The 21720-nt window shown below is 57.8% G+C and carries 17 protein-coding genes, 2 tRNA genes and 1 pseudogene; 2 read left to right on the forward strand and 18 right to left on the reverse strand.

Annotation, left to right across the window (positions count from 1 at the left end; genetic code table 11):
* Positions 1–11 precede the first annotated feature (11 nt).
* A complete protein-coding gene (locus tag IWX87_RS20095) occupies positions 12–257 on the forward strand; it encodes a DUF4224 domain-containing protein (RefSeq protein WP_196865003.1) in 246 nt (81 codons plus the stop codon).
* On the forward strand, positions 235–1212 hold the full coding sequence (locus tag IWX87_RS19820; RefSeq protein WP_231374922.1) for a tyrosine-type recombinase/integrase: 978 nt from the start codon (positions 235–237) through the stop codon (positions 1210–1212). The genes IWX87_RS20095 and IWX87_RS19820 overlap by 23 nt, the downstream gene beginning before the upstream one ends.
* On the opposite strand, the gene IWX87_RS18600 is transcribed toward IWX87_RS19820, so the two are convergent.
* The 18 genes and pseudogenes from IWX87_RS18600 to IWX87_RS18685 form a co-directional block, all read right to left on the reverse strand.
* Positions 1213–2256, reverse strand: coding sequence for an LPO_1073/Vpar_1526 family protein (locus IWX87_RS18600; RefSeq protein ID WP_196865004.1), 1044 nt, complete (start codon positions 2254–2256; stop codon positions 1213–1215).
* 340 nt (positions 2257–2596) lie between these two features.
* Positions 2597–2672 (reverse strand) — tRNA-Phe (locus IWX87_RS18605).
* A 58-nt stretch (positions 2673–2730) separates the two neighbouring features.
* A complete protein-coding gene (locus IWX87_RS18610; protein WP_196865005.1) occupies positions 2731–3408 on the reverse strand; it encodes a response regulator in 678 nt (225 codons plus the stop codon).
* An 80-nt stretch (positions 3409–3488) separates the two neighbouring features.
* Complete coding sequence (locus IWX87_RS18615; RefSeq protein WP_196865006.1) at positions 3489–5777, reverse strand: ATP-binding protein; 2289 nt, start codon at positions 5775–5777, stop codon at positions 3489–3491.
* Positions 5774–6430, reverse strand: a complete 657-nt coding sequence (locus tag IWX87_RS18620) for a DUF4390 domain-containing protein (protein ID WP_196865007.1) — start codon at positions 6428–6430, stop codon at positions 5774–5776. The genes IWX87_RS18615 and IWX87_RS18620 overlap by 4 nt, the downstream gene beginning before the upstream one ends.
* Positions 6390–7745, reverse strand: coding sequence for a 16S rRNA (cytosine(967)-C(5))-methyltransferase RsmB (rsmB, locus tag IWX87_RS18625; protein WP_196865008.1), 1356 nt, complete (start codon positions 7743–7745; stop codon positions 6390–6392). The genes IWX87_RS18620 and rsmB overlap by 41 nt, the downstream gene beginning before the upstream one ends.
* 158 nt (positions 7746–7903) lie before the next feature.
* Entirely contained in the window at positions 7904–8212 is a 309-nt protein-coding gene (locus IWX87_RS18630) for a hypothetical protein (RefSeq protein ID WP_196865009.1), read from the reverse strand.
* Positions 8213–8215: 3 nt separating this feature from the next.
* Positions 8216–8809, reverse strand: a complete 594-nt coding sequence (locus IWX87_RS18635) for a LemA family protein (RefSeq protein ID WP_196865010.1) — start codon at positions 8807–8809, stop codon at positions 8216–8218.
* Between the two features lie 264 nt (positions 8810–9073).
* The gene (gene rpoC / locus IWX87_RS18640; RefSeq protein ID WP_196865011.1) at positions 9074–13288 is read right to left on the reverse strand and encodes a DNA-directed RNA polymerase subunit beta'; all 4215 of its coding nucleotides are present in this window, start codon (positions 13286–13288) and stop codon (positions 9074–9076) included.
* 75 nt (positions 13289–13363) lie between these two features.
* Positions 13364–17488, reverse strand: coding sequence for a DNA-directed RNA polymerase subunit beta (gene rpoB, locus IWX87_RS18645; protein ID WP_196865012.1), 4125 nt, complete (start codon positions 17486–17488; stop codon positions 13364–13366).
* A gap of 327 nt (positions 17489–17815) precedes the next feature.
* Positions 17816–18193 carry a 50S ribosomal protein L7/L12 gene (gene rplL, locus IWX87_RS18650; protein WP_196865013.1) on the reverse strand — a complete coding sequence of 126 codons (378 nt, stop codon included), beginning with the start codon at positions 18191–18193 and terminating at the stop codon, positions 17816–17818.
* 84 nt (positions 18194–18277) lie between these two features.
* Entirely contained in the window at positions 18278–18829 is a 552-nt protein-coding gene (rplJ, locus tag IWX87_RS18655; RefSeq protein WP_196865014.1) for a 50S ribosomal protein L10, read from the reverse strand.
* Between the two features lie 277 nt (positions 18830–19106).
* Positions 19107–19802: a 50S ribosomal protein L1 gene (gene rplA / locus IWX87_RS18660; RefSeq protein ID WP_196865015.1), complete on the reverse strand. Its 696-nt coding sequence runs from the start codon at positions 19800–19802 to the stop codon at positions 19107–19109.
* Positions 19799–20233, reverse strand: a complete 435-nt coding sequence (gene rplK / locus IWX87_RS18665; RefSeq protein WP_196865016.1) for a 50S ribosomal protein L11 — start codon at positions 20231–20233, stop codon at positions 19799–19801. Before rplK ends, rplA begins: the two co-directional genes overlap by 4 nt.
* Before the next feature lie 179 nt (positions 20234–20412).
* Positions 20413–21012: a transcription termination/antitermination protein NusG gene (gene nusG / locus IWX87_RS18670; RefSeq protein WP_196865017.1), complete on the reverse strand. Its 600-nt coding sequence runs from the start codon at positions 21010–21012 to the stop codon at positions 20413–20415.
* Positions 21012–21395, reverse strand: a complete 384-nt coding sequence (gene secE / locus IWX87_RS18675) for a preprotein translocase subunit SecE (RefSeq protein ID WP_196865018.1) — start codon at positions 21393–21395, stop codon at positions 21012–21014. The genes nusG and secE overlap by 1 nt, the downstream gene beginning before the upstream one ends.
* Positions 21396–21528: 133 nt before the next feature.
* Positions 21529–21604, reverse strand: a tRNA-Trp gene (locus IWX87_RS18680).
* A 23-nt stretch (positions 21605–21627) separates the two neighbouring features.
* Positions 21628–21720 (reverse strand): annotated as a pseudogene (locus IWX87_RS18685) (elongation factor Tu); the annotation flags it as partial.

The following is a 21720-nucleotide window of genomic DNA, read 5'->3' on the forward strand; positions in this document are numbered from 1 at the left end:
GACCAAAAGCTATGGAATTCGCACTCTTTCTCACCACCGATGAAGTCGGAACACTGACGGGTTTCAAAACACCGGCCCGCCAGGTCGAATGGCTGCGCACCAAGGGGTGGCGGTTTGAAATCAATGGTAATCGCAGGCCCATCGTGGCCCGCAAATACACCGAAAAAATGCTGGGGTGCGGCGCACCTGAAGAAGTCGTTTTCAAACCAAATTTTTCCGCTTTAAAGGACCGTAATGGGCCGTCGCCGCGCTTCTAATTTTGATGACCCGCCGCGCTTTCACAGAAAAGGCACGGTCTGGTACCACGTCAGCGGCACTTCGCCCCGACTATGGACAAAGCTTTCAAGCGACCGGGCGGAAGCCTTGCGGCTGTGGGCGCAACGCGAAGGCGTGCGGGAAGATGAATCAACCAAGCTCTTTTCCGTGGTGGCGCGCCGCTATGTGCGGGAGGTCTATCCGACCAAGAGCATTCAGACGCGCCTGGACAATGACAAGGAATTGGCAAACCTATCGAAGGTGTTTGCGCACATGCCGATTGATGCCATTGAACCCATGCACATCCGTCAGTACATGGACATTCGCGGCCAGGTAGCAAAGGTCCGGGCCAACCGGGAAAAGGCGCTGTTTTCGCACCTCTTCAACAAGGCCCGGGAATGGGGATATACGGCGACACAAAACCCATGCCAGGGCGTGAAGGGCTTCAAGGAATCCGGGCGATCCAGATACATTACTGATGTGGAGTTTGACCAGGTGAAAGCGCAGGCACATATCACTGTGGTTGACGCAATGGACTTGGCATTGCTGACTGGCCAGCGGCCCGCCGACGTGCTCAAGCTCAAGCGCACCGATATTCGGGATGGCGCACTGTGGATTGTGCAGAACAAAACCGGCGCTCGCTTGGGCATCGAGATTACCGGCGAACTGGCGGCCACCATCGCCAGAATCAACGAGCGACCACGCCTGGCGATCAGCGACTACCTGATCCAAGACGAAAATGGCCAGCCCTTAACGCAATGCGCCTTGCGTTCACGCTTCGACAAGGCGCGCATGTTGGCAAAAGTGGATTTTCAGTTTCGCGATATCAGAGCAAAGGCTGCAACCGACATTGGGGATCTAGCACACGCCCAGAAACTTCTCGCCCACAAAAATCGGGACATGACAGAGCACTACGTTCGTTCGCGCATGGGCGACCGAGTTAAGCCCGTACGTTAGTTATTCAATCCAAATCGATAGATGCGCAAATTCATTTTTAACGGTTTTTTTAATATATGCGTGCCCTATTGCCATGCCGACGCTGGTTAGGGTGACTCCTCCCAGTTCCCCCATGGCCCACATATCAAATACACGCTGCATAAATGGCATGTCCGCAAGAACTTTCGCTCGGAATTCCTCAAGTGATTGAAGGTGCCCCGTCAACAATTCTCGCAGTTTAGGAGCATCTTCGTTGTTAATTTCGGCGCTTTTGACAAGACTTTCAATTTCGCTTACTCGGGCAACCGCAACCCATTTCAAACCCGGCTTTCCCGTAAGCGGCTTTATATATTTCGCTGCATTTTCTGAAAGGCCTTGCGCCAGCAGCTCATCATCAGTAAATCCGGTTTGAAAAAAGCCTGCGTACTCGGGAAATATTCCGGGAGCAAGATCGACTTGACGGACTCCATTCGATGTAACACAGCCAGTAAATTGGAGGTGCGAAAAAGTTGATTTTGTAATAACCGCATGTTCGAGAGTAGGTTTGATGTGTCTAGTCATCCACTCAACACACCCCACCCAAGTATTCGCTTGCGACCTTGTGCAACCAACAACAAATGCTACCCCCAAAACAGCTAACTGTTGCTCAGTAAGCTTGGGTGCAGTCTTGAGCGCCTCATCAAGCACGAGCCTTAAAACGTTCCGTGAGTCCTGTTTTGTCCGATCAACTAACAGGTCAACCAACAGATCAGCTAGTTCCGCGTCTCCTGCGCATGCATGGTCTCGCTGCGCATTTAAGAGTGCGTTCTGGAAATCCGGTTGCGTAGCTTGATTAAACCCGGTTGGATTCTCATGAACAAGTCGCGTCAAAAATTTATCTGTTAACTCTTCAGCGCGAGCTCTAGCTAGACCTGCAGCTTCTGATACCAAAGTCGGAAAATTTGCATGATAAACGTCGAGGGCTATCTGGCGGGTAGCTTCGTAGGAGACACCTACCTGCACGCTGCCGTCCGCCTGTATCGCAATACCGCCCGCCGCGACTGATTGAACTTGTTTTTCAAACATCATGGGAACCTGGCGGCCGCTGCTTCAATGACACCTGAGCGTCTCGGCCCGCTTGAATTCCAATTCCATGTGCCCCAACGTCTTGGGACATGCCTCTCCGTAGGCGTCGCGCCACGGGCGATAAGAAGGAACTGACCAAAACAGTTAAAGCCGCCGCCAAGGCTATCCAGGGATCGAATTTATTGCGTTCTACCAACACCCAAGCCAACGCGGCCAAACACCCAATAAAGGCGAGAACCCGATATAGAGCAAGCATGCAATCACCTCGGAATTGTAGAAATTCAACCCAGATAGTAGAAACGCCCCAGAACCCGAAAAGGGCGCTGGGGCGCATGAACACTGGTGGCCTGGGGCGGAATCGAACCACCGACACAAGGATTTTCAATCCTCTGCTCTACCGACTGAGCTACCGGGCCTGAGCACAAGAGTATATATCAGCGAAAGGACTGTTTTGCTTCGTCGAAGCGCCAAAATTCAGAGGTTGCGCTTGCCGCGTGTCAGGTCAACGCCCAGTTGCTTGAGTTTTCGGTAAAGATGGGTTCGCTCCAGACCGGTTTTTTCAGCCACGCGGGTCATGGAGCCGCCTTCCTTGGCCAAGTGGAATTCAAAGTATGCTTTTTCAAACTCGTCGCGCGCGTCGCGCAGCGGCTTTTCGAGCAGGAAACTCTGGGTTGACTGAAGGCCCCTGTCGGCGGTGGCCACGACGATACCGCCGGCCATGATGACTTCAGGCACGAAATCGACCATGGGCGACGTTGCCTTCAAGGAACTGGCGGACGGACGGGTCGCCGTTCGTGCAAGGCCCTGCTCGACCGCCTTGAGCAACTTTTGCAGCGTGATGGGCTTTTCCAGGAAGGCCATGGCGCCGATCTTGGTGGCTTCGACCGCCGTGTCGATGGTGGCATGTCCACTCATCATGATGACAGGCATCGTCAGCAGCCCGGTGGACGACCATTCCTTGAGCAAGGTCACACCATCGGTGTCGGGCATCCAGATGTCAAGCAGCACCAGATCGGGCCGTGCCAGAATACGGGCAGCGCGGGCTTGAGCAGCATTTTCAGCCAGGTCGACCTGATGCCCCTCATCATTGAGAATTTCTGAGAGAAGGTCGCGTATGCCCAGCTCGTCATCGACCACCAGAATATTTGCCATGATTGAATTGCTGCCTGCCTGTTGTTAATGTGTTTGCTGCCGATATGAAGGTTCTTGTGTCTGGATTGTCCCAGACGTGGTCAAGTCGCAACGCCAAATGATAACGACACTTGCGCGCCCTGCACGATTCCCTCCACCACACGGTTTGAAATATCAATCCGCGCGCCATGTTCGTCGGCGATTTTCTTGACCACCGCCAGACCCAGGCCGGTGCCTTTGACTTTAGTGGTGACGTAAGGCTCAAAAGCACGCTTGAGGATGTATTCCGGAAAACCGGCGCCATTGTCACGTACCGTCAGGCGAACCCTGTGCGAGGTGTCTGAATAGTCGGTCTTGAGGGTGACCAGGGCGTTCTCCTTGTTTTCTTGCGCATCCTGCGCGTTTTGCAGCAGATTGTGGATAACCTGACGCAACAACTGGGCGTCGCCCCGGATGGGTGGCGCGTGGGGATCGAGCTCGGCCACCACCGGCACCGCAGAACCTGCAGAATCGCCGTGGTAGAGCTGCAGCACATCGCCCACCAACGCATTGAGGTCTACCGCCACCAGTTCGGCGGCAGGCAGGCGTGCATAGTCGCGGAACTCGTTGACCAGCCGCTTCATGGCGTCTACCTGGTCAACAATCGTCTTGACCGACTTGGTCAGCAGCGCTTGCTCGACCGGGGCCAGTTTTCCGTTGAGTTTCATTTCCAGCCGCTCGGCCGACAGCTGGATGGGCGTGAGCGGATTCTTGATCTCGTGCGCGAGGCGGCGCGCCACCTCGCCCCAGGCCTGCGCGCGCTGGGCGGACACCATGTCGGAAATGTCGTCGAACACCAGCAGGTATTCCTCGGTGCCGGGCATCTTGGCACCGCGCGCAATCAGCGTGATGGCGTTGTCACTGGCGCCATATCCGGCGCCATGCAGTTCAAACGATTGCTGCCAGTGGGCCAGCGTCTGGGCCGCAGTGCTGAGGTAGTCGGCAAACTGCGCCAAAACATCCTTGGCAAAGATTTCCAGCCCCGGAACCTGACCCAGCGGTTGACTCTGGAAGTCGTGCAGGGGCGCGCGCAGGATGCGCGTGGCGCCCGGATTGCTTGACTGGATGTGGCCATGCACATCAAGCACGATGACGCCGGCGGTCAGGTTGTCCAGAATGGTCTGCAGGGTGGCGCGTGAGGCGTCCACCTGGCTCATGCTGTACTGCACCGCCGACCGCGCATCAGCCAGTTGCTGCGTCATGTCGGCGAACGAGCGCGTCAGCCCACCCAGTTCGTCCTTGCCCTTGAGCGCCGCCTTGGGCGTCAGGTCGCCCAAAGCCACCTGTTTGACGCCTTCGGCGAGCAGCAGCAGCGGCTTGGCAAGCTGGTTGCCCAGAATGACGGCCAACAGCACCGCGCTGAACACCGCCAGGAACAGGCTGAGCGTCAACGTACCGATGTACATTTTCTGCAGGCCGCCACGCGCCAGCGCGCGCTCCTGGTACTGGCGGTTGGCTTCCTGCACGGCGATGGCATTGGCCACCAGGCCGGCGGGCAACACGGTGGTGACCTGCAGGTAACGCGACTGCCCAAGCACGCTCAGGCTCGGATTGTTGACTACCGCAATCGCCTTGACGCGGGCCGCGGTGGTGACGCCAGGTGCCGGCGGACCGGTACTGGCGCCCAGTTCGCCATTGCCGCCTGGCACGATTTCATCAAGCCCTTCAATCTGGGTCGTCACCTGCTGGCTCCGCGCGTTGCGCAACTGCTGCAGCGACGGCCGTTCAGGCTGGATCAGGAAGCGCGACTCCCCCGCATTGGCAATCAGCTGACCGGAGGCGCTCCAGAGCACCACGTCGCTGGCGCCGAGCTGCTCACGCAGGCGTTCCAGCGCCAGGCCGAATGTCGCATCCGGGGTTTCTGCCAGTTGCGTCGCGGCCTGGCGCGTCTTGTTTGCCGTGTCTGCGGCCAGAGTGTCGAGGGTGGCACGTCCGAGGTTCACACCGGCCGCGAGCGCGGACTCTACCTCGACATCGAACCAGCTTTCAATCGACCGTGAAACAAACTGGTAGGACACCACATAGATCATCAGGCCCGGCATCAGGCCGACCAGCGCAAAAATGGCCGCCAGCTTGACCAGCAATCGGCTGCCAAACCGTCCCTGGCGCACCCGCAGCACCAGGCGCAAGGTGATCCACGCAACCACGCCAAGCAGCAAGACGGCAACCGCAACATTCAAGCCGAAAAGCAAGACGTAATTGCGTTCGTACAGTTCGCGGTTGTCGGTCGCCTGGGTCAGCAAATACAACAGGACCAGGCCCAGGGCCACGACCACGCCGGCTCCCACGCCGACGGTCCAGCTGAACGCAGGACTGCTTTTCAGGGCAATCAGCTTGCCGGTGCGGCTCATTTGATGCCCTCTGCGGCGGGCGGCGCAGGGGTCAGCTGAAGCCTGTCCCTGAGCTGGGCAGAAATGGTCCAGTCGCGCTGCCCGGCAACACCGATTTGAAAAGGACGCGGCAGCTGCGACAAATCAAGCCAGAAATTCAGGTTGAGCATGTATTGCTCGCCCGGATCGACCTCGGAAGCATCGGCAATTTTCCAGTGGGTCACGCGCTGGATCGCTGAAAGCGCTTCGGGCAGGCTTTCGTAGTTTTGGCTCAACGTGGCGCGCAGGCCCGACGAACTGGTGATGAGGCCGGACACAATGTTCACGCGCCAGCGGCCGGTCAGGGGCTGGTAGGCCAGACGCAAGGTGCGGGCAGCACTGGCCACGCGCAGGTCAGTCCAGTACCAGCGTTCGCGGGAGACATCGACCTCTACGACGAAATAGATCGCAATGCCCTTGAGCAGCGCGTCTTCCACGACGGGCGGAACGTCAAACCGCACCACCGCCGAGAGATAGACCCCTTCTTCGGTGCGCTCGGTGCGCAGTTGGGTGATCTCGGTCGGCGCTGCTGCCCAGGTGGCTGACGCCCACAGCAGGCACAGGCAAGCGGCCAGCAGGCAATGCGCAAACGCTTCAAGCGCTGCGTTTTTGAAGGACTGCGTAGTAAAAGCCATCGTGTTCACGCATCAAATTGTCAGGGAATACGGCGCCTTTGACACTTCCCTGCGGCAGCAAATGTCCGGGTGAAGGCATCAGTACGGCGTCCGGATGGCTCGCGGCAAACGCTTGCGCCTGCTGCTCGCCTTCTGCCCTGAACACCGAGCATGTGCAATACACCAGCCGGCCGCCGGGTTTGAGCAGCGGCCAGAGCGTGGCCAGCAGCCGGGTCTGGATAGCCGCCAGCTGTGCAATATCGGTCGGCCGGCGCAGCCAGCGAACGTCGGGATGGCGGCGCACAATGCCCGAGGCGGTGCACGGCGCGTCAAGCAGGATGCCGTCGTACGGCCGGCCATCCCACCAGTTGCCGGGCCGGCTGGCGTCGCCCACGACGATGTGCGCCTGCAGGCCCAGACGCGTCAGGTTCTGTGCGATGCGCTCGCAGCGCTTGGCGTCAATGTCCAGCGCCGTCACGTCGCAGTCGGCCAGTTCCAGCAGGTGCGCCGTCTTGCCGCCGGGCGCAGCGCAGGCATCCAGGATGCGCAAACGGGGCTGGCCTTCACCGGCAACAGCCATGAGGCCATCGAGCAGCAAGGGCGCGGCCAGCTGGGCAGCGGCATCCTGCACCGAAAAATGCCCTTCGGTAAAACCCGGCAGCGACATGACCGGACGCGCCTCGGTCAGCACCACGCCATGGTCGCCGATGGGAAACGCTCCTATATCCATAGCTAATAACGCTTGCACATACTGCGCAGGCGTCGTTTTTCGTTCATTTATCCGCAGAATCAGCGGCGCGCGGCTGTTGTTAGCCCGCAAAATGTCCTGCCACTGCGTCGGATGGTCCTTGCGCACCCGGTCAATCCACCACTGCGGATGGTTCCAGACCGCCAGCGGACTTTTTTCGGTCAGCGCCATCAAGGCGCCCTGCTCGCGCAGGAAGCGGCGCAGGCAGCCGTTGATGAAACTGGCCTGGTGCAGCGTCGCGTCGCTGCGCTTGGCCGCTTCCACTGCCTGATCGACCAGCGTGTGCGCGGTGTAGGGCGCGGCTTCATCGCCGCAGGCCAATGCCAGCGCCACGCACAGCAGGGCATCGGCCTCGGGGGGCGGCGGGCGCTTGGCGAGTTGCTGGCGCAGCGCTTCGGCACGGCCCAGCCAGCGCAGCGCATGAAAGGCCAGTGCCTGTACGCCAGGGCGAAGCTGCGCATCGACGTCGTCCAATGCCGGCGTCATCGACTGGCCGTCGCGCACCGCCAGCAATATGGAAGCGGCACCTTGAAGCTGGCGCCATAACGGGACTTGGGCAGACGGGGAAGAATTCGGTTGAGGTTGCATCGGTTCGGTGTGGTCAAGGCCAGCCTTGCACCGGCTGGCGTAAATCCGCCCGCATGACGGGCAGTGGTTTTTCCCTATTAGACCAGCCCCGGCCACGGTTAAGACAAAGCGGTTGTGTCTGCACACGCCAGACCAGGCGCACAAAAAATCTGGTCTGGCTAAAACAGGGCATCGGGCCGCGTCACGGCCTCATCGTGCCGGGCGGGCAACACCGGCCTCGACCGGCCGTAAATCCGGCGGATGCGTTCGGCCAACGGCGGGTGGCTGGCAAACCAGCGTGTCGGGGGCGCATCGCTGACCAACAGCATGTGATGAACTGCCGGGTAGCCGGTCCAGCCCGGCGACACCAACCGCCAGCTCAATGCCAGCGCGCCATTGACAGACAGCACCAGCACGGCCAGTCCAAACAGCAGCAGCAACTGCAGGGTTTGCATCCAGGCTTTTTCCTGGGCTTCAAAAAACCGCATGGATCACATCTTTGTGCGAACGGCCTGGCGCTCGGCGACATCTTCGGTGGATTGCAGCATGGCCGATGGCGCAAAGCCGAACAGCCGGGCAAGCAGCAGCGCCGGAAACTGGCCCTGCGCATTGTTGTAGTCAAGCACGGCGTCGTTGTAGGCTTGGCGGGCAAACCCGACCTTGTTTTCGGTGGTGGTGAGTTCCTCGCTGAGTTCTCGGACCGTCTGGTCGGCCTTCAGGTCGGGATAAGCCTCAGCCAGCGCAAACAGTCGCCCCAGACTGCCGTCGAGCGTCTGCTCGGCGGCGGCCAGGGCAATGACCGCATCGGCCTTGCCCGGACGGCTTCGCACGGCATCGCTGGCGCTGCGGGCCTGGTTGCGGGCTGCAATGACGGCTTCCAGCGCGGCTTGTTCATGCGCCACGTATTTTTGGGCAGCCTCCACCAGGTTGGGAATCAGGTCGTAACGGCGCTTGAGCTGGACATCGACCTGGCCAAACGCGTTGGCAATGACGTTCTTCAACCGCACCAGCCGGTTGTAGGCGCCTACTGCCCAGAACACCAGCATGGCCAGCAAAGTGAGGGAAACAATTGTTTGCAATGACATGGGCCTATTCCTCGAGAAGCAGGACAGTTTCGCACTGAAGTCCGGTTTTTACCTGACCCACTTGGGGGTATGAAGGCCAGGATGACGCCAATTTTCCAAGTCTTGAAAGCTTGGCGCTACTTTATTAATAGCTGCCAATGCATACGCATATTGCGCAAAATGCATATTTCATTGATAGAAAATGATTTTTAGGCGTAAAAAAAGCCCCGCGCTTTTTCAAGGGCAGGGCTGGGTGCCTGTCAAGGCACAGTGCGTTCGCAGAACTTACTCGGCAGCAGCGTTTTCATCGCTGGTTTCAACCTGCGAGGCTTCCAGTTCAGCCGCTTCGGATTCGGCAATGGCACGACGCTCGGAGTCGTCCATCAGGTCCTTGGCCTTGCGTGCCTCGTGGTAGGCCATGCCGGTGCCGGCAGGAATCAGGCGGCCGACGATCACGTTTTCTTTCAAGCCACGCAACTCGTCGCGCTTGCCCATGATGGCAGCCTCGGTGAGCACGCGGGTGGTTTCCTGGAAGGAAGCCGCTGAAATGAACGAATCGGTCGACAGCGAAGCCTTGGTGATACCGAGCAACAGGTTGCTGAAAGTAGCCGGGATCTTGCCGTCGGCGCGCAGGGCGTCGTTGACGTCCAGCAGTGCCGAACGCTCGACCTGTTCACCGGCAATGTAGGTGGTGTCACCGACATTTTCAACAACCACGCGGCGCAGCATCTGGCGAACAATCACTTCGATGTGCTTGTCGTTGATCTTCACGCCCTGCAAACGGTAAACGTCCTGCACTTCATCGACGATGTAGCGGGCCAGTTCGGCCACACCCAGCAGGCGCAGGATGTCCTGAGGATCAGCGGGTCCGTCAACGATGGATTCGCCCTTGTTCACCACCTGGCCTTCGTGCACCAGGATGTTCTTTTCCTTCGGAACCAGATCTTCCCAGACTTTTCCTTCCAGGTCAGTGATCTGCAGGCGAATCTTGCCTTTGGTCTCTTTACCGAACGACACGGTGCCGGTCATCTCGGCCAGCGTGCCCTTGTCTTTCGGCGTACGGGCTTCGAACAACTCGGCCACACGCGGCAGACCGCCGGTGATGTCACGGGTCTTCTGGCCTTCGACCGGGATGCGGGCCAGCACTTCGCCGGGTCCCACGTCCTGGCCGTCACGCACCTGGACCAGCGCGCCGATCTGGAAGCCAATCGTCACCGAATGGTCGGTGCCGGGAATCTTGACTTCGTTGCCGGTGGCGTCGATCAGCTTGACCTGGGGACGAATCACCTTGGTCGCGCCGCGACGCTTCGGATCGATCACCACCAGCGTGGACAGACCGGTCACGTCATCGACCTGCTTGGCCACGGTCACGCCTTCTTCCACATTCTCGAACTGCACCTTGCCGGCGAATTCGGTGATGATGGGGCGGGTCAGCGGGTCCCAGTTGGCCAGAATCGCACCCGCCTTGACGACCTGGTCGATCTTGACGGTCAGCGTGGCGCCGTAAGGCACCTTGTGACGCTCGCGCTCGCGTCCATGCTCGTCATGAAGGACGATCTCGCCGGAACGGGCAATCACCACCAGGTCGCCCTTGCCATTGGTCACATAACGCATCGGGGCATTGAAGCCGATCACGCCGTTGGACTTGGCTTCGACGCTCGAAGCGATGGCGGCACGTGATGCCGCGCCACCGATGTGGAAAGTCCGCATCGTCAGCTGTGTGCCGGGCTCGCCAATCGACTGGGCGGCAATGATGCCGACCGCTTCACCGATGTTGATGAGGCCACCGCGACCCAGGTCACGGCCATAGCAACTGGCGCACAGGCCGAAGCGTGTTTCGCAGGTCAGCGCCGTGCGGACCTTGACTTCGTCAACGCCAGCGGCTTCGAGTCCGTCGATGATGTCCTCGTCCAGCATGACGCCAGCCTTGGTCAGCACCGAGCGGTTCTCGGGGTGCAGCACGTCTTCGACGATGGTGCGGCCCAGAACGCGGTCGCGCAGCGATTCGATGACCTCGCCGCCTTCGACGATGGCGCGCATCACCGAGCCGTCGAGAGTGCCGCAGTCATGTTCGGTCACAACCAGATCCTGCACCACGTCGCACAAGCGGCGTGTCAGGTAACCGGAGTTGGCGGTTTTCAGCGCCGTGTCGGCCAAGCCTTTGCGCGCACCGTGGGTGGAGATGAAGTACTCCAGCACGTTCAGGCCTTCGCGGAAGTTCGCAGTGATCGGCGTCTCGATGATCGAGCCGTCAGGCTTGGCCATCAAGCCGCGCATGCCGGCGACCTGGCGAATCTGCGCGGCGGAACCGCGCGCGCCGGAGTCGGCCATCATGTAGATCGAGTTGAACGAATCCTGCTCGACCAGATTGCCGTGGCGGTCAATGACCTTTTCCTTGGACAGCTGGGCCATCATGGCCTTGGACACGTCGTCGCCTGACTTGCCCCAAATGTCGACCACCTTGTTGTAGCGCTCGCCGGCCGTCACCAGACCCGAGGTGTACTGCTGCTCGATTTCTTTGACTTCCTTCTGGGCGTGCGCAATGATCGCGGTCTTTTCCTTAGGCACCAGCATGTCTTCGATACAGATCGAAATGCCGGCCGTGGTTGCCAGGCGAAAACCTGACTGCAACAGTTTGTCGGCAAATACAACCGTTTCTTTGAGACCGCATTTGCGGAAAGACACGTTGATCAGCTTGGAAATTTCCTTCTTCTTCAACGCCTTGTTGATATTGGAAAAAGGCAGTCCCTTGGGCAGGATTTCAGACAGCAGCGCACGGCCGCCGGTGGTTTCCACCAAGCTGGTCGAAGGCACGAACTCGTTGGTTTCCTTGTCCTTGGTCCACTCGGTCAGGCGCACGCTGATGCGGGCGTTCAAATCAAGTTCGCCCGCGTCAAAGGCGCGGCGTACTTCGCCGGTGTCCGAGAACACCAGACCTTCGCCTTTGCCGTTGGTACGGTCGCGTGTCGTGTAGTACAGACCCAGCACCACGTCTTGCGAAGGAACGATGGACGGCTCGCCGTTGGCCGGAAACAAAATGTTGTTCGAGGCCAGCATCAAGGTGCGGGCTTCCATCTGCGCTTCCACCGACAGCGGCACGTGAACAGCCATCTGGTCACCGTCGAAGTCGGCGTTAAAAGCCGAGCAAACGAGCGGGTGCAACTGGATCGCCTTGCCTTCGATCAGGATCGGCTCAAACGCCTGGATACCCAGACGGTGCAGCGTAGGCGCACGGTTGAGCATCACCGGATGCTCCTTGATGACCTCTTCCAGAATGTCCCAGACCACCGGCGTGCCGGTTTCGACTTCCTTCTTGGCGGCCTTGATGGTGGTGGCAATGCCACGCACTTCGAGCTGCGCAAAGATGAAGGGCTTGAACAGTTCCAGCGCCATCAGCTTGGGCAAACCGCACTGGTGCAGCTTGAGAGTCGGGCCCACGGTGATCACGGAACGACCCGAGTAATCGACGCGCTTGCCCAGCAAGTTCTGGCGGAAACGGCCTGACTTGCCCTTGATCATGTCCGCAAGTGACTTCAGCGCGCGCTTGTTGGCGCCCGTCATGGCCTTGCCGCGACGGCCGTTGTCCAGCAAGCTGTCCACGGCTTCCTGCAACATGCGCTTTTCGTTGCGCGCAATGATTTCAGGCGCCTTCAGTTCCAGCAAACGGCGCAGGCGGCTGTTGCGGTTGATGACACGGCGGTACAGGTCGTTCAGGTCGGAGGTCGCAAAGCGGCCGCCGTCCAGTGGCACCAGCGGACGCAGGTCCGGCGGCAGCACGGGCAGCACGTCGAGCACCATCCACTCGGGCTTGATGCCGGATTTCTTGAATCCTTCCATCAATTTCAAGCGCTTGGCGTTCTTCTTGATCTTGATCTCGGAGCCGGTCAGGTCATTGCGCAGCTTGTCGATTTCAACATCGAGGTCCAGCCCTTCGAGCAGGTCCTTGATGCCTTCGGCGCCCATTTTGGCGGTGTACTCGTCGCCGTATTCCTTGCGCTTGGCGTCGAAATCGTCTTCCGACATGATGCTGAATTTCTTCAGCGGGGTCATGCCGGGATCAGTCACCACATACGCTTCAAAATACAGCACGCGCTCGATGTCGCGCAGCGTCATGTCAAGCACCAGGCCCAGACGCGATGGCAGCGACTTCAAAAACCAGATGTGCGCGCACGGTGCAGCCAGGTCGATGTGACCCATGCGTTCGCGGCGAACCTTGGTCTGCGTGACTTCAACGCCGCACTTCTCGCAGATCACACCGCGATGCTTGAGGCGCTTGTACTTGCCGCACAGGCATTCATAGTCCTTGATAGGGCCAAAGATCTTGGCGCAAAAGAGGCCGTCGCGCTCGGGCTTGAAAGTGCGGTAGTTGATCGTCTCGGGTTTTTTGACCTCGCCGAAAGACCACGAACGGATCTTCTCGGGCGAAGCCATGCCAATCTTGATGGCATCGAAATGCTCATCCGGCGTGAACTGCTTGAACAGGTCTAGTAACGATTTCATGTGTAAATCCTCTTAATCAGTTGAGGACAGGGCAGATTGCATCGCAATCCTGCCCTGTCCCGCAAGGCCACTGGACTAGCTGCGCTCAAGTTCCATGTCGATACCGAGCGAGCGAATTTCTTTCACCAGCACGTTGAACGACTCCGGCATGCCCGCGGTGATCGCGTGTTCGCCCTTGACAATGCTTTCGTACACCTTGGTACGGCCGACCACGTCATCAGACTTGACCGTGAGCATTTCCTGCAACACGTAGGCAGCGCCGTAAGCTTCCAGCGCCCACACTTCCATTTCGCCGAAACGCTGGCCACCGAACTGGGCCTTGCCGCCCAGCGGCTGCTGCGTGACCAGGCTGTAGGGGCCGGTCGAGCGGGCATGCATCTTGTCGTCCACCAGATGGTGAAGTTTCAAAAAGTGCATGTAGCCGACCGTCGTCGTGCGCTCGAAAGCATCACCAGTGCGTCCGTCATACAGCTGTGCCTGGGTACGCGTAGGCGTCAGACCCTTGGCCTTGGCAACCGCATCGGGATACGCCAGTTGCAGCATGGTCATGATTTCTTCTTCCGAAGCACCATCAAACACCGGCGTGGCAAAAGGCACGCCACCGGTCAGGTTTTGGGCCATCTCGACCACCTGCTCGTCCGACAGCGAAGCCAGGTCTTCCGTACGGCCCGACTTGTTGTAAAGCGTGTCCATGAACTGACGCAATTCAGCCACCTTGGATTCAGCCTGCAGCATGTCGCCAATCCGCTGGCCCAGACCTTTGGCGGCCCAGCCCAGGTGGACTTCCAGCACCTGACCGACGTTCATGCGCGAAGGCACGCCCAGCGGATTCAGCACGATGTCGCACGGCGTCCCGTCGGCCATGTGGGGCATGTCTTCAACCGGAACGATCTTGGACACCACACCCTTGTTGCCGTGACGGCCGGCCATTTTGTCGCCGGGCTGCAAGCGGCGCTTGACAGCCAGGTAAACCTTGACCATCTTGAGCACGCCGGAAGGCAACTCGTCGCCCTGCGTCAGCTTCTTGCGCTTTTCCTCGAAAGACAAATCGAAGCTGTGGCGCGTCTGCTCCATCGAGTTCTTGATGCTTTCCAGTTGCGAAGCGACTTCGTCATCTGCAGGACGGATGTCAAACCAGTGGTACTTCTCGACGTCAAGCAGATAGGCCTTGTCGAGTTTCGTGCCCTTGGCAAGCTTTTTCGGACCGCCATTGGCAATCTTGCCAGTCAGCAGCTTTTCGATACGGTCAAACGCATCGGCTTCGACGATGCGCAACTGATCATTCAGGTCCAGACGGTAGCGCTTGAGCTCATCGTCGATGATCTGCTGGGCACGCTTGTCGCGCACGATGCCTTCACGGGTGAAGACCTGCACGTCGATGACGGTGCCTGACGAACCCTGGCTGACGCGCAGCGAGGTGTCCTTCACATCGCTGGCTTTTTCGCCAAAGATAGCGCGCAGCAGTTTTTCTTCCGGCGTCAGAGTGGTCTCGCCTTTTGGCGTGACCTTGCCGACCAGCGTATCGCCCGGCTGGACTTCGGCACCAACATAAATAATGCCGGATTCGTCCAGACGGTTGAGCTGCTGCTCGGACAGATTGGGAATGTCGCGGGTGATTTCCTCGGAACCCAGCTTGGTGTCACGCGCCATGACGACGAGTTCTTCAATATGAATCGAGGTGTAGCGGTCTTCAGCCACCACGCGCTCGGAAATCAGGATCGAATCCTCGAAGTTGTAGCCGTTCCACGGCATGAAGCCGATCAGCATGTTCTGGCCAATGGCGATTTCGCCCAGGTCGGTCGATGCGCCGTCAGCCACCACGTCACCCTTGGCCAGCCTGTCGCCCATCTTGACGATGGGGCGCTGGTGGATGTTGGTGTTCTGATTGGAACGCTGGTACTTGATCAGGTTGTAGATGTCCACGCCAATTTCACCGGCGAGGGCTTCTGCATCATTGACGCGGACCACGATGCGGGTGGCATCGACATAATCCACGATACCGCCACGGGTGGCCGTGACGACCGTGCCCGAGTCCACTGCCGCCACGCGCTCGATACCGGTGCCGACGAGCGGCTTTTCCGGACGCAGCACGGGCACAGCCTGACGCGACATGTTGGCACCCATCAGCGCGCGGTTTGCGTCGTCATGCTCCAGGAAAGGAACCAGCGAAGCCGCGACCGACACGATCTGCGCCGGTGACACGTCCATGTACTGGACGCGCTCTGCGCTCACCAAGATTGACTCGCCTTTTTCACGGGCGGATACCAGGTCGCCCGTGAGGCGGCCTTCCTTGTCGAGTGCAGCATTGGCCTGGGCAATCACGTACTTGCCTTCTTCGATGGCCGACAGGTAGTCGATGTCCATCGTCACCTTGCTGTCAGACACCCGGCGGTACGGTGTTTCAATGAAACCGTAGTCGTTCAGGCGAGCGTACAGGGCCAGCGAGTTGATCAGGCCGATGTTCGGACCTTCAGGCGTTTCAATCGGGCAGACGCGGCCGTAATGGGTCACGTGCACGTCTCGCACCTCAAAACCTGCACGTTCGCGTGTCAAACCACCGGGGCCAAGGGCCGAAACACGGCGCTTGTGGGTGATCTCCGCCAGCGGATTGGTCTGGTCCATGAACTGCGACAGCTGCGACGCACCGAAGAATTCCTTCAGGGCGGCCGAAATTGGCTTGCTGTTGATCAGGTCATGCGGCATGAGCGGCTCTTGCTCAGCCTGGCCCAGACGTTCCTTGACAGCTTTTTCAATGCGTGCCAGACCGGTGCGGTACTGGTTTTCAGCGAGTTCGCCAACGCAACGCACGCGGCGATTTCCCAGGTGGTCGATGTCATCGACTTCGCCATTGCCGTTGCGCAGGTCCACCAGAATCTTGACGACTGCCAGGATGTCCTCGTTGGTCATGACCATCGGGCCGGTGGATTCGTCACGGCCCACTCGGGCATTGAACTTCATGCGGCCCACGCGCGACAGGTCGTAGGTGTCCGGGTTGTAGAAAAGACGCTGGAACAGGGCCTGGACCGCATCTTCGGTTGGCGGCTCGCCGGGGCGCATCATGCGGTAGATGGCTACGCGAGCGGCAAACTCGTCAGCCGTTTCGTCGGCACGCAGGGTTTGCGAAATGTACGCACCCTGGTCAAGTTCGTTGGTGTACAGCACCTGGACATCATTGATGCCGGCGACACGCAGCTTTTTCAGCAAGGCTTCGGTCAACTCTTCGTTGGCCTTGGCAATGATCTCGCCGGTGTCCGTGTCAATGATGTTCTTGGCAACGACGCGGCCAACCAGGAAATCTTCCGGCACACTGATGCTGGTGGTTCCGCTTTGCTCGAGTTCGCGGGTATGGCGAACCGTGATGCGCTTGTCCTTGGCGACCACGACCTTGCCAGCCTTGTCAGTGAGATCAAAACGGGCGACTTCGCCGCGCATGCGCTCAGCCACGAACTCCATTTGTGCACCACTGTCCATCAGGCGGAAATTGTCAAAGACAAAAAAGTTCGCCAGGATTGATTCGTGGTTCAGGCCGATAGCCTTGAGCAGGATGGTGACCGGCATCTTGCGGCGACGGTCAACACGGAAGTAGAGGATGTCTTTCGGATCAAATTCAAAGTCCAGCCATGAACCACGGTAGGGGATGATGCGAGCCGAGAACAGCAGTTTGCCCGAGCTGTGCGTTTTCCCCTTGTCATGTTCAAAGAACACACCCGGTGAGCGGTGCAACTGGGACACAATGACACGCTCGGTGCCGTTGATGACGAACGAGCCCTTGTCGGTCATGAGCGGCACTTCGCCCATGTAGACTTCCTGCTCCTTGACTTCCTTGACAACCTTGGACTGCGACGTCGATGACTCGCGGTCATAAATGATCAGTTGCACCTTGGCGCGCACGGCCGAGGCGAACGTCAGGCCACGCGTCTGGCATTCGCGCACATCGAAGGCCGGTTTGGCCAGGTTGTACTCGATAAATTTCATCTCGACAAAACCGTTGTGCGAGACAATGGGAAAGGCGTTTTGAAAAGCAGCTTGCAGGCCTTCAAGCATGCGTTTTTGAGGCGCACGATCGGCTTGCAGGAATGCGATATACGCATCTTTCTGCATTTGCAGCAAGTAGGGAACCGCCAACACGCTTTCGCGGTTGCCGAAGCTTTTACGGATTCGTTTGCGTTCGGTGAAGCTGTAACTAGAAGTTAGGGCCATGAGTTCTCCGTAATGATGGGCTCTGGGACTCTCGAGCCTGAATACACCACGTATTCAGGCAACTTGGTGGTTGGCCACTACCAACCATGGCGGACGGTGATGCATTGCACAGCACCCGAACCAAGGCGTTTCTGCAGTCGGGAATTCAGAAAACACTGGAAAAAAGACTTGTAATCCTTTTTCCACTATTTTTTTATTCCGCGTAAAAGACACTTGTCTTTTTGGGGTGTAAAAGTAAGCGCAGGAGGCAGTGCACTTGGCTGGGCCTCAAACGGGGAAAGGCTGGAAGCCCTTTTGAGGGTTTCCAGCCTTCGCGCAACGCAAGAATTACTTGAGTTCGACTTTCGCGCCGGCGTCTTCCAGCTTCTTCTTGGCAGCTTCGGCGTCGGCCTTGCTGACAGATTCCTTGACGTTCTTTGGAGCGCCGTCGACCAAGTCCTTGGCTTCTTTCAAGCCCAGACCGGTCAGTTCACGCACTGCCTTGATAACCTGCACTTTTTGTGCGCCAGCTTCGAGCAGAACGACATTGAATTCGGTCTTTTCTTCAGCAACAGCAGCACCTGCACCGCCGCCACCAGCAGCGGGAGCGGCCATGGAAGCTGCGCTCACGCCAAATTTCTCTTCGATGGCTTTCACCAGGTCGTTGAGTTCGAGGACCGTCATGCTGTCCAGCACGGTCAAAAATGCGTCTTTGTCGAATGCCATTTTGAATTCCTAAAAAAATTTCTTTAACAGTTGGAGACAAGGCTTGCGCTGTACGCTTCAGCCTGTCACGCAAAGGTCAGTTTGTTACGCCGCTGGGGCTTCTGCAGCTTCGGCGGCGGGCTCTGCAGCCTCTGCCACTTGTTCTGCACCGGCACCACGTTGCGCGGACAATGCTGCAAGAACAGCAGCGGTACGCGAAATAGGTGACATCAGCAAGCCACACAACTGGGCCAACAACACTTCCTTGGAAGGGATACTCGCCAGTTGCTTGACGCCCTCGATGTCCAGGGTTTTCCCAGCAAATGCACCTGCGCGGATCACCAACTTGTCGTTGGTTTTCGCGAAGTCAGCCACTACTTTTGCAGCAGCGACGGCATCAATGGAAAAGCCGTAGATCAGCGGACCGGTCATCTGGTCGGACAAGACTTCAAAGCTGCTTCCTGCCACGGCGCGGCGGGCCAGGGTGTTTTTCAGAACACTCAGGGTCACGCCTTTTTCGCGGGCTTGGCTGCGCAGCTTGGTCATGTCAGCGACCGTGATACCACGGTATTCCGCCATCACGAGCGTTTGAGCTTTAGCGGCGAGGCCTGTCACTTCATCAATGACGGCTTGTTTCTCACTGCGGTTGAGACTCAAGGTCTACTCCTTAAAAATGTGCTGTCGGGTTTTGGCAAATTTGCATCTGCACTCAGCCCTTCAACACGCTCATGTTCAGCGACCAACTGTTTTCAGATTCTTTTCAAAACCATTCAAGCAGCGGGACCGCCATCTGCGTTGGCTGTCTTTCGATTAAGCACACAGTCCGAATGATTTATTAAGACTGTACACACCAACGGTCCTGGATGACCTGCCAAGGAAAACCCCGGCAGCCCACCACCCTGAACAACGCCTAAGCATTGTTCAAATTTTGTCTTTAGGCTGTGATGGATTGTGTGTCAACGCGAACGCCCACACCCATCGTTGACGAGACGGCAACCTTCTTCAAGTACACACCCTTGCTGGTAGCAGGCTTGGCCTTGATCAGCGCGTCGATCAATGCAGCCAGATTGCCTTGCAGCTTTTCTGTGTCAAACGAGCGACGACCGATGGTGCCATGCACGATACCAGCCTTGTCAACACGGAACTGGACCTGACCGGCTTTTGCGTTGCGCACAGCGGTCGCAACGTCAGGCGTCACGGTGCCGACCTTGGGGTTAGGCATCAGACCGCGTGGGCCAAGGATCTGGCCCAGGGTACCGACGATACGCATGGCATCAGGAGAAGCAATGACCACATCAAAGTCCATCTTGCCAGCCTTGATATCGGCAGCCAGATCGTCCATGCCGACAATATCAGCACCTGCGGCTTTGGCTTCTTCAGCCTTGGCACCCTGGGCGAATACGGCAACACGCTTGGTCTTGCCGGTGCCATTGGGCATTACAACTGCACCACGAACAACCTGGTCGGATTTCTTGGCATCGATGCCAAGTTGCACGGCCACATCGATAGACTCATCGAACTTGGCGACAGCGAACTCTTTGACAAGTCCCAGTGCGTCAGGCAATGCGTACAGCTTGTTGCTGTCAACTTTGTCACCGACGGTTTTTTGACGTTTGGTCAGCTTGCTCATACAACACCCTCCACCGTCACACCCATGGAACGGGCAGAACCGGCAATAGTACGGACTGCGGCATCCAGATCAGCAGCAGTCAAATCTTTCATCTTGGCTTTGGCGATATCTTCCAGCTGTGCGCGGGTGATCTTGCCAACCTTCGCGGAATGCGGCGTGGCCGATCCCTTGTCAAGTTTGATGGCTTTCTTAATCATGGAGACAGCAGGAGGCGTCTTGATGATGAAGGTAAAGCTCTTGTCAGCATAAGCGGTAATCACTACGGGTAGTGGTGTGCCCGGCTCAATGCCTTGGGTCTGGGCATTGAATGCCTTGCAGAACTCCATGATGTTCAAACCGCGTTGACCCAAAGCGGGTCCGATCGGTGGGGATGGATTGGCCTTGCCAGCTGGAACTTGCAGCTTAACGAAGCCGACGATTTTTTTCGCCATACTTTTCTCCTTGCGGGTCATAACGCCTGAGATCTGTCAAACGACAGCTCACAAGCTTCCCGGGGGTTACACAACTCAAAACGGATTCTTTGGAATCCTTCACGCCGAGTTGCAAGGCGCAAAATTTTATCTAATCATTCCCAAGTGTTTACTTGGCTTGTTACGAAAAGAAGTGGGTATCAGGTTTTTTCGATCTGGCTGAATTCAAGCTCAACCGGCGTCGCCCGTCCGAAAATCGTGACCGACACACGGACCTTGTTCTTCTCGTAGTTGACTTCTTCCACAGTGCCATTGAAATCGGTGAACGGTCCATCCTTGACGCGGACGTATTCTCCCGTTTCAAACTCGACTTTGTGGCGAGGCTTGTCAGTACCAACCTGCATCTGGCTGACGATCTTTTGCACTTCTTCTTCAGAAATTGGGGAGGGACGGTTTTTTGCACCGCCGACGAAACCCGTGACTTTGTTGGTGTGCTTTACCAAGTGCCAGGTCTCGTCATCCATGACCATTTCGACCAACACATAACCAGGGAAGAATCGACGTTCTGTCGTCTTCTTCTGGCCATTCTTGATTTCTACCACTTCTTCGGTAGGCACCAGGAAGCGCCCAAACTTGGATTGCATGCCGGCACGGTTGATGCGCTCGACGATATTGCGTTCTGCCGCTTTTTCCATGCCGGAATAAGCGTGAACAACATACCATTGCATGCCAGGGGCCAACGCATGGGATGCATCAGCTACAACGACATCTCTGGCGGTCGTATCGTTCAGATCACTCATTATCTTTTCCATCCCAGGATCAAGTCGTAAAACACCCATTCGAGCGTCTTGTCCGTGAGCCACAAAAACAATGCCATCACCACCACAAAGCCGAATACGTAAGCCGTCATCTGGACAGCCTCTTTCCGCTCAGGCCAGACAACTTTTTTAACTTCACGGACCGAGTCACGACCGAAGGCCAGAAACTGCCTGCCAAGTTCTGACGATACAAAAACAAGAACAGCGACAACCAGACCAACAAGCAAGACACCCCACTGCACTAACTGACCTTGCTTGGCCAGCAGATAAAAACCGACAAGAGAGGCCAGCACCAGCACCACAGCCAAGCCCAGCTTGGCTTTGTCCGCATTGGTGCTGACGGTTTCAACTTGAGTAGAGGCCATAGTTGCCGAATTTCCTGTTCAATCTTCGTGCATCCTTGCAGACGCTTGAGCCCACCCGAAGCTTTCAACTCCTGGCGGGCTTGCTTATTATCTTTTCAAACCATCTTCGATGTTGACAACCTCAACAATCGGGTGGCAGGGGCAGAAGGAATCGAACCATCAACCTTCGGTTTTGGAGACCGACGCTCTGCCAATTGAGCTATACCCCTGCATCAAACTTTTAACCAATTAATTACGCGAGGATCTTGGCAACAACGCCAGCGCCCACGGTACGGCCACCTTCGCGGATGGCGAAGCGCAGGCCTTCTTCCATGGCAATCGGGTT

This window comes from Polaromonas sp. CG_9.7, assembly GCF_015752205.1.
Taxonomy (GTDB): Bacteria; Pseudomonadota; Gammaproteobacteria; order Burkholderiales; family Burkholderiaceae_C; genus Polaromonas.

Bases quoted from the DNA above. Each gene is read 5' to 3' on its own strand.
- IWX87_RS20095 (WP_196865003.1), top strand. From the start codon at position 12: ATGGAATTCGCACTCTTTCTCACCACCGATGAAGTCGGAACACTGACG.
- IWX87_RS19820 (WP_231374922.1), top strand. From the start codon at position 235: ATGGGCCGTCGCCGCGCTTCTAATTTTGATGACCCGCCGCGCTTTCAC.
- IWX87_RS18600 (WP_196865004.1), bottom strand. From the start codon at position 2,256: ATGTTTGAAAAACAAGTTCAATCAGTCGCGGCGGGCGGTATTGCGATA.
- IWX87_RS18610 (WP_196865005.1), bottom strand. From the start codon at position 3,408: ATGGCAAATATTCTGGTGGTCGATGACGAGCTGGGCATACGCGACCTT.
- IWX87_RS18615 (WP_196865006.1), bottom strand. From the start codon at position 5,777: ATGAGCCGCACCGGCAAGCTGATTGCCCTGAAAAGCAGTCCTGCGTTC.
- IWX87_RS18620 (WP_196865007.1), bottom strand. From the start codon at position 6,430: ATGGCTTTTACTACGCAGTCCTTCAAAAACGCAGCGCTTGAAGCGTTT.
- rsmB (WP_196865008.1), bottom strand. From the start codon at position 7,745: ATGCAACCTCAACCGAATTCTTCCCCGTCTGCCCAAGTCCCGTTATGG.
- IWX87_RS18630 (WP_196865009.1), bottom strand. From the start codon at position 8,212: ATGCGGTTTTTTGAAGCCCAGGAAAAAGCCTGGATGCAAACCCTGCAG.
- IWX87_RS18635 (WP_196865010.1), bottom strand. From the start codon at position 8,809: ATGTCATTGCAAACAATTGTTTCCCTCACTTTGCTGGCCATGCTGGTG.
- rpoC (WP_196865011.1), bottom strand. From the start codon at position 13,288: ATGAAATCGTTACTAGACCTGTTCAAGCAGTTCACGCCGGATGAGCAT.
- rpoB (WP_196865012.1), bottom strand. From the start codon at position 17,488: ATGGCCCTAACTTCTAGTTACAGCTTCACCGAACGCAAACGAATCCGT.
- rplL (WP_196865013.1), bottom strand. From the start codon at position 18,193: ATGGCATTCGACAAAGACGCATTTTTGACCGTGCTGGACAGCATGACG.
- rplA (WP_196865015.1), bottom strand. From the start codon at position 19,802: ATGAGCAAGCTGACCAAACGTCAAAAAACCGTCGGTGACAAAGTTGAC.
- rplK (WP_196865016.1), bottom strand. From the start codon at position 20,233: ATGGCGAAAAAAATCGTCGGCTTCGTTAAGCTGCAAGTTCCAGCTGGC.
- nusG (WP_196865017.1), bottom strand. From the start codon at position 21,012: ATGAGTGATCTGAACGATACGACCGCCAGAGATGTCGTTGTAGCTGAT.
- secE (WP_196865018.1), bottom strand. From the start codon at position 21,395: ATGGCCTCTACTCAAGTTGAAACCGTCAGCACCAATGCGGACAAAGCC.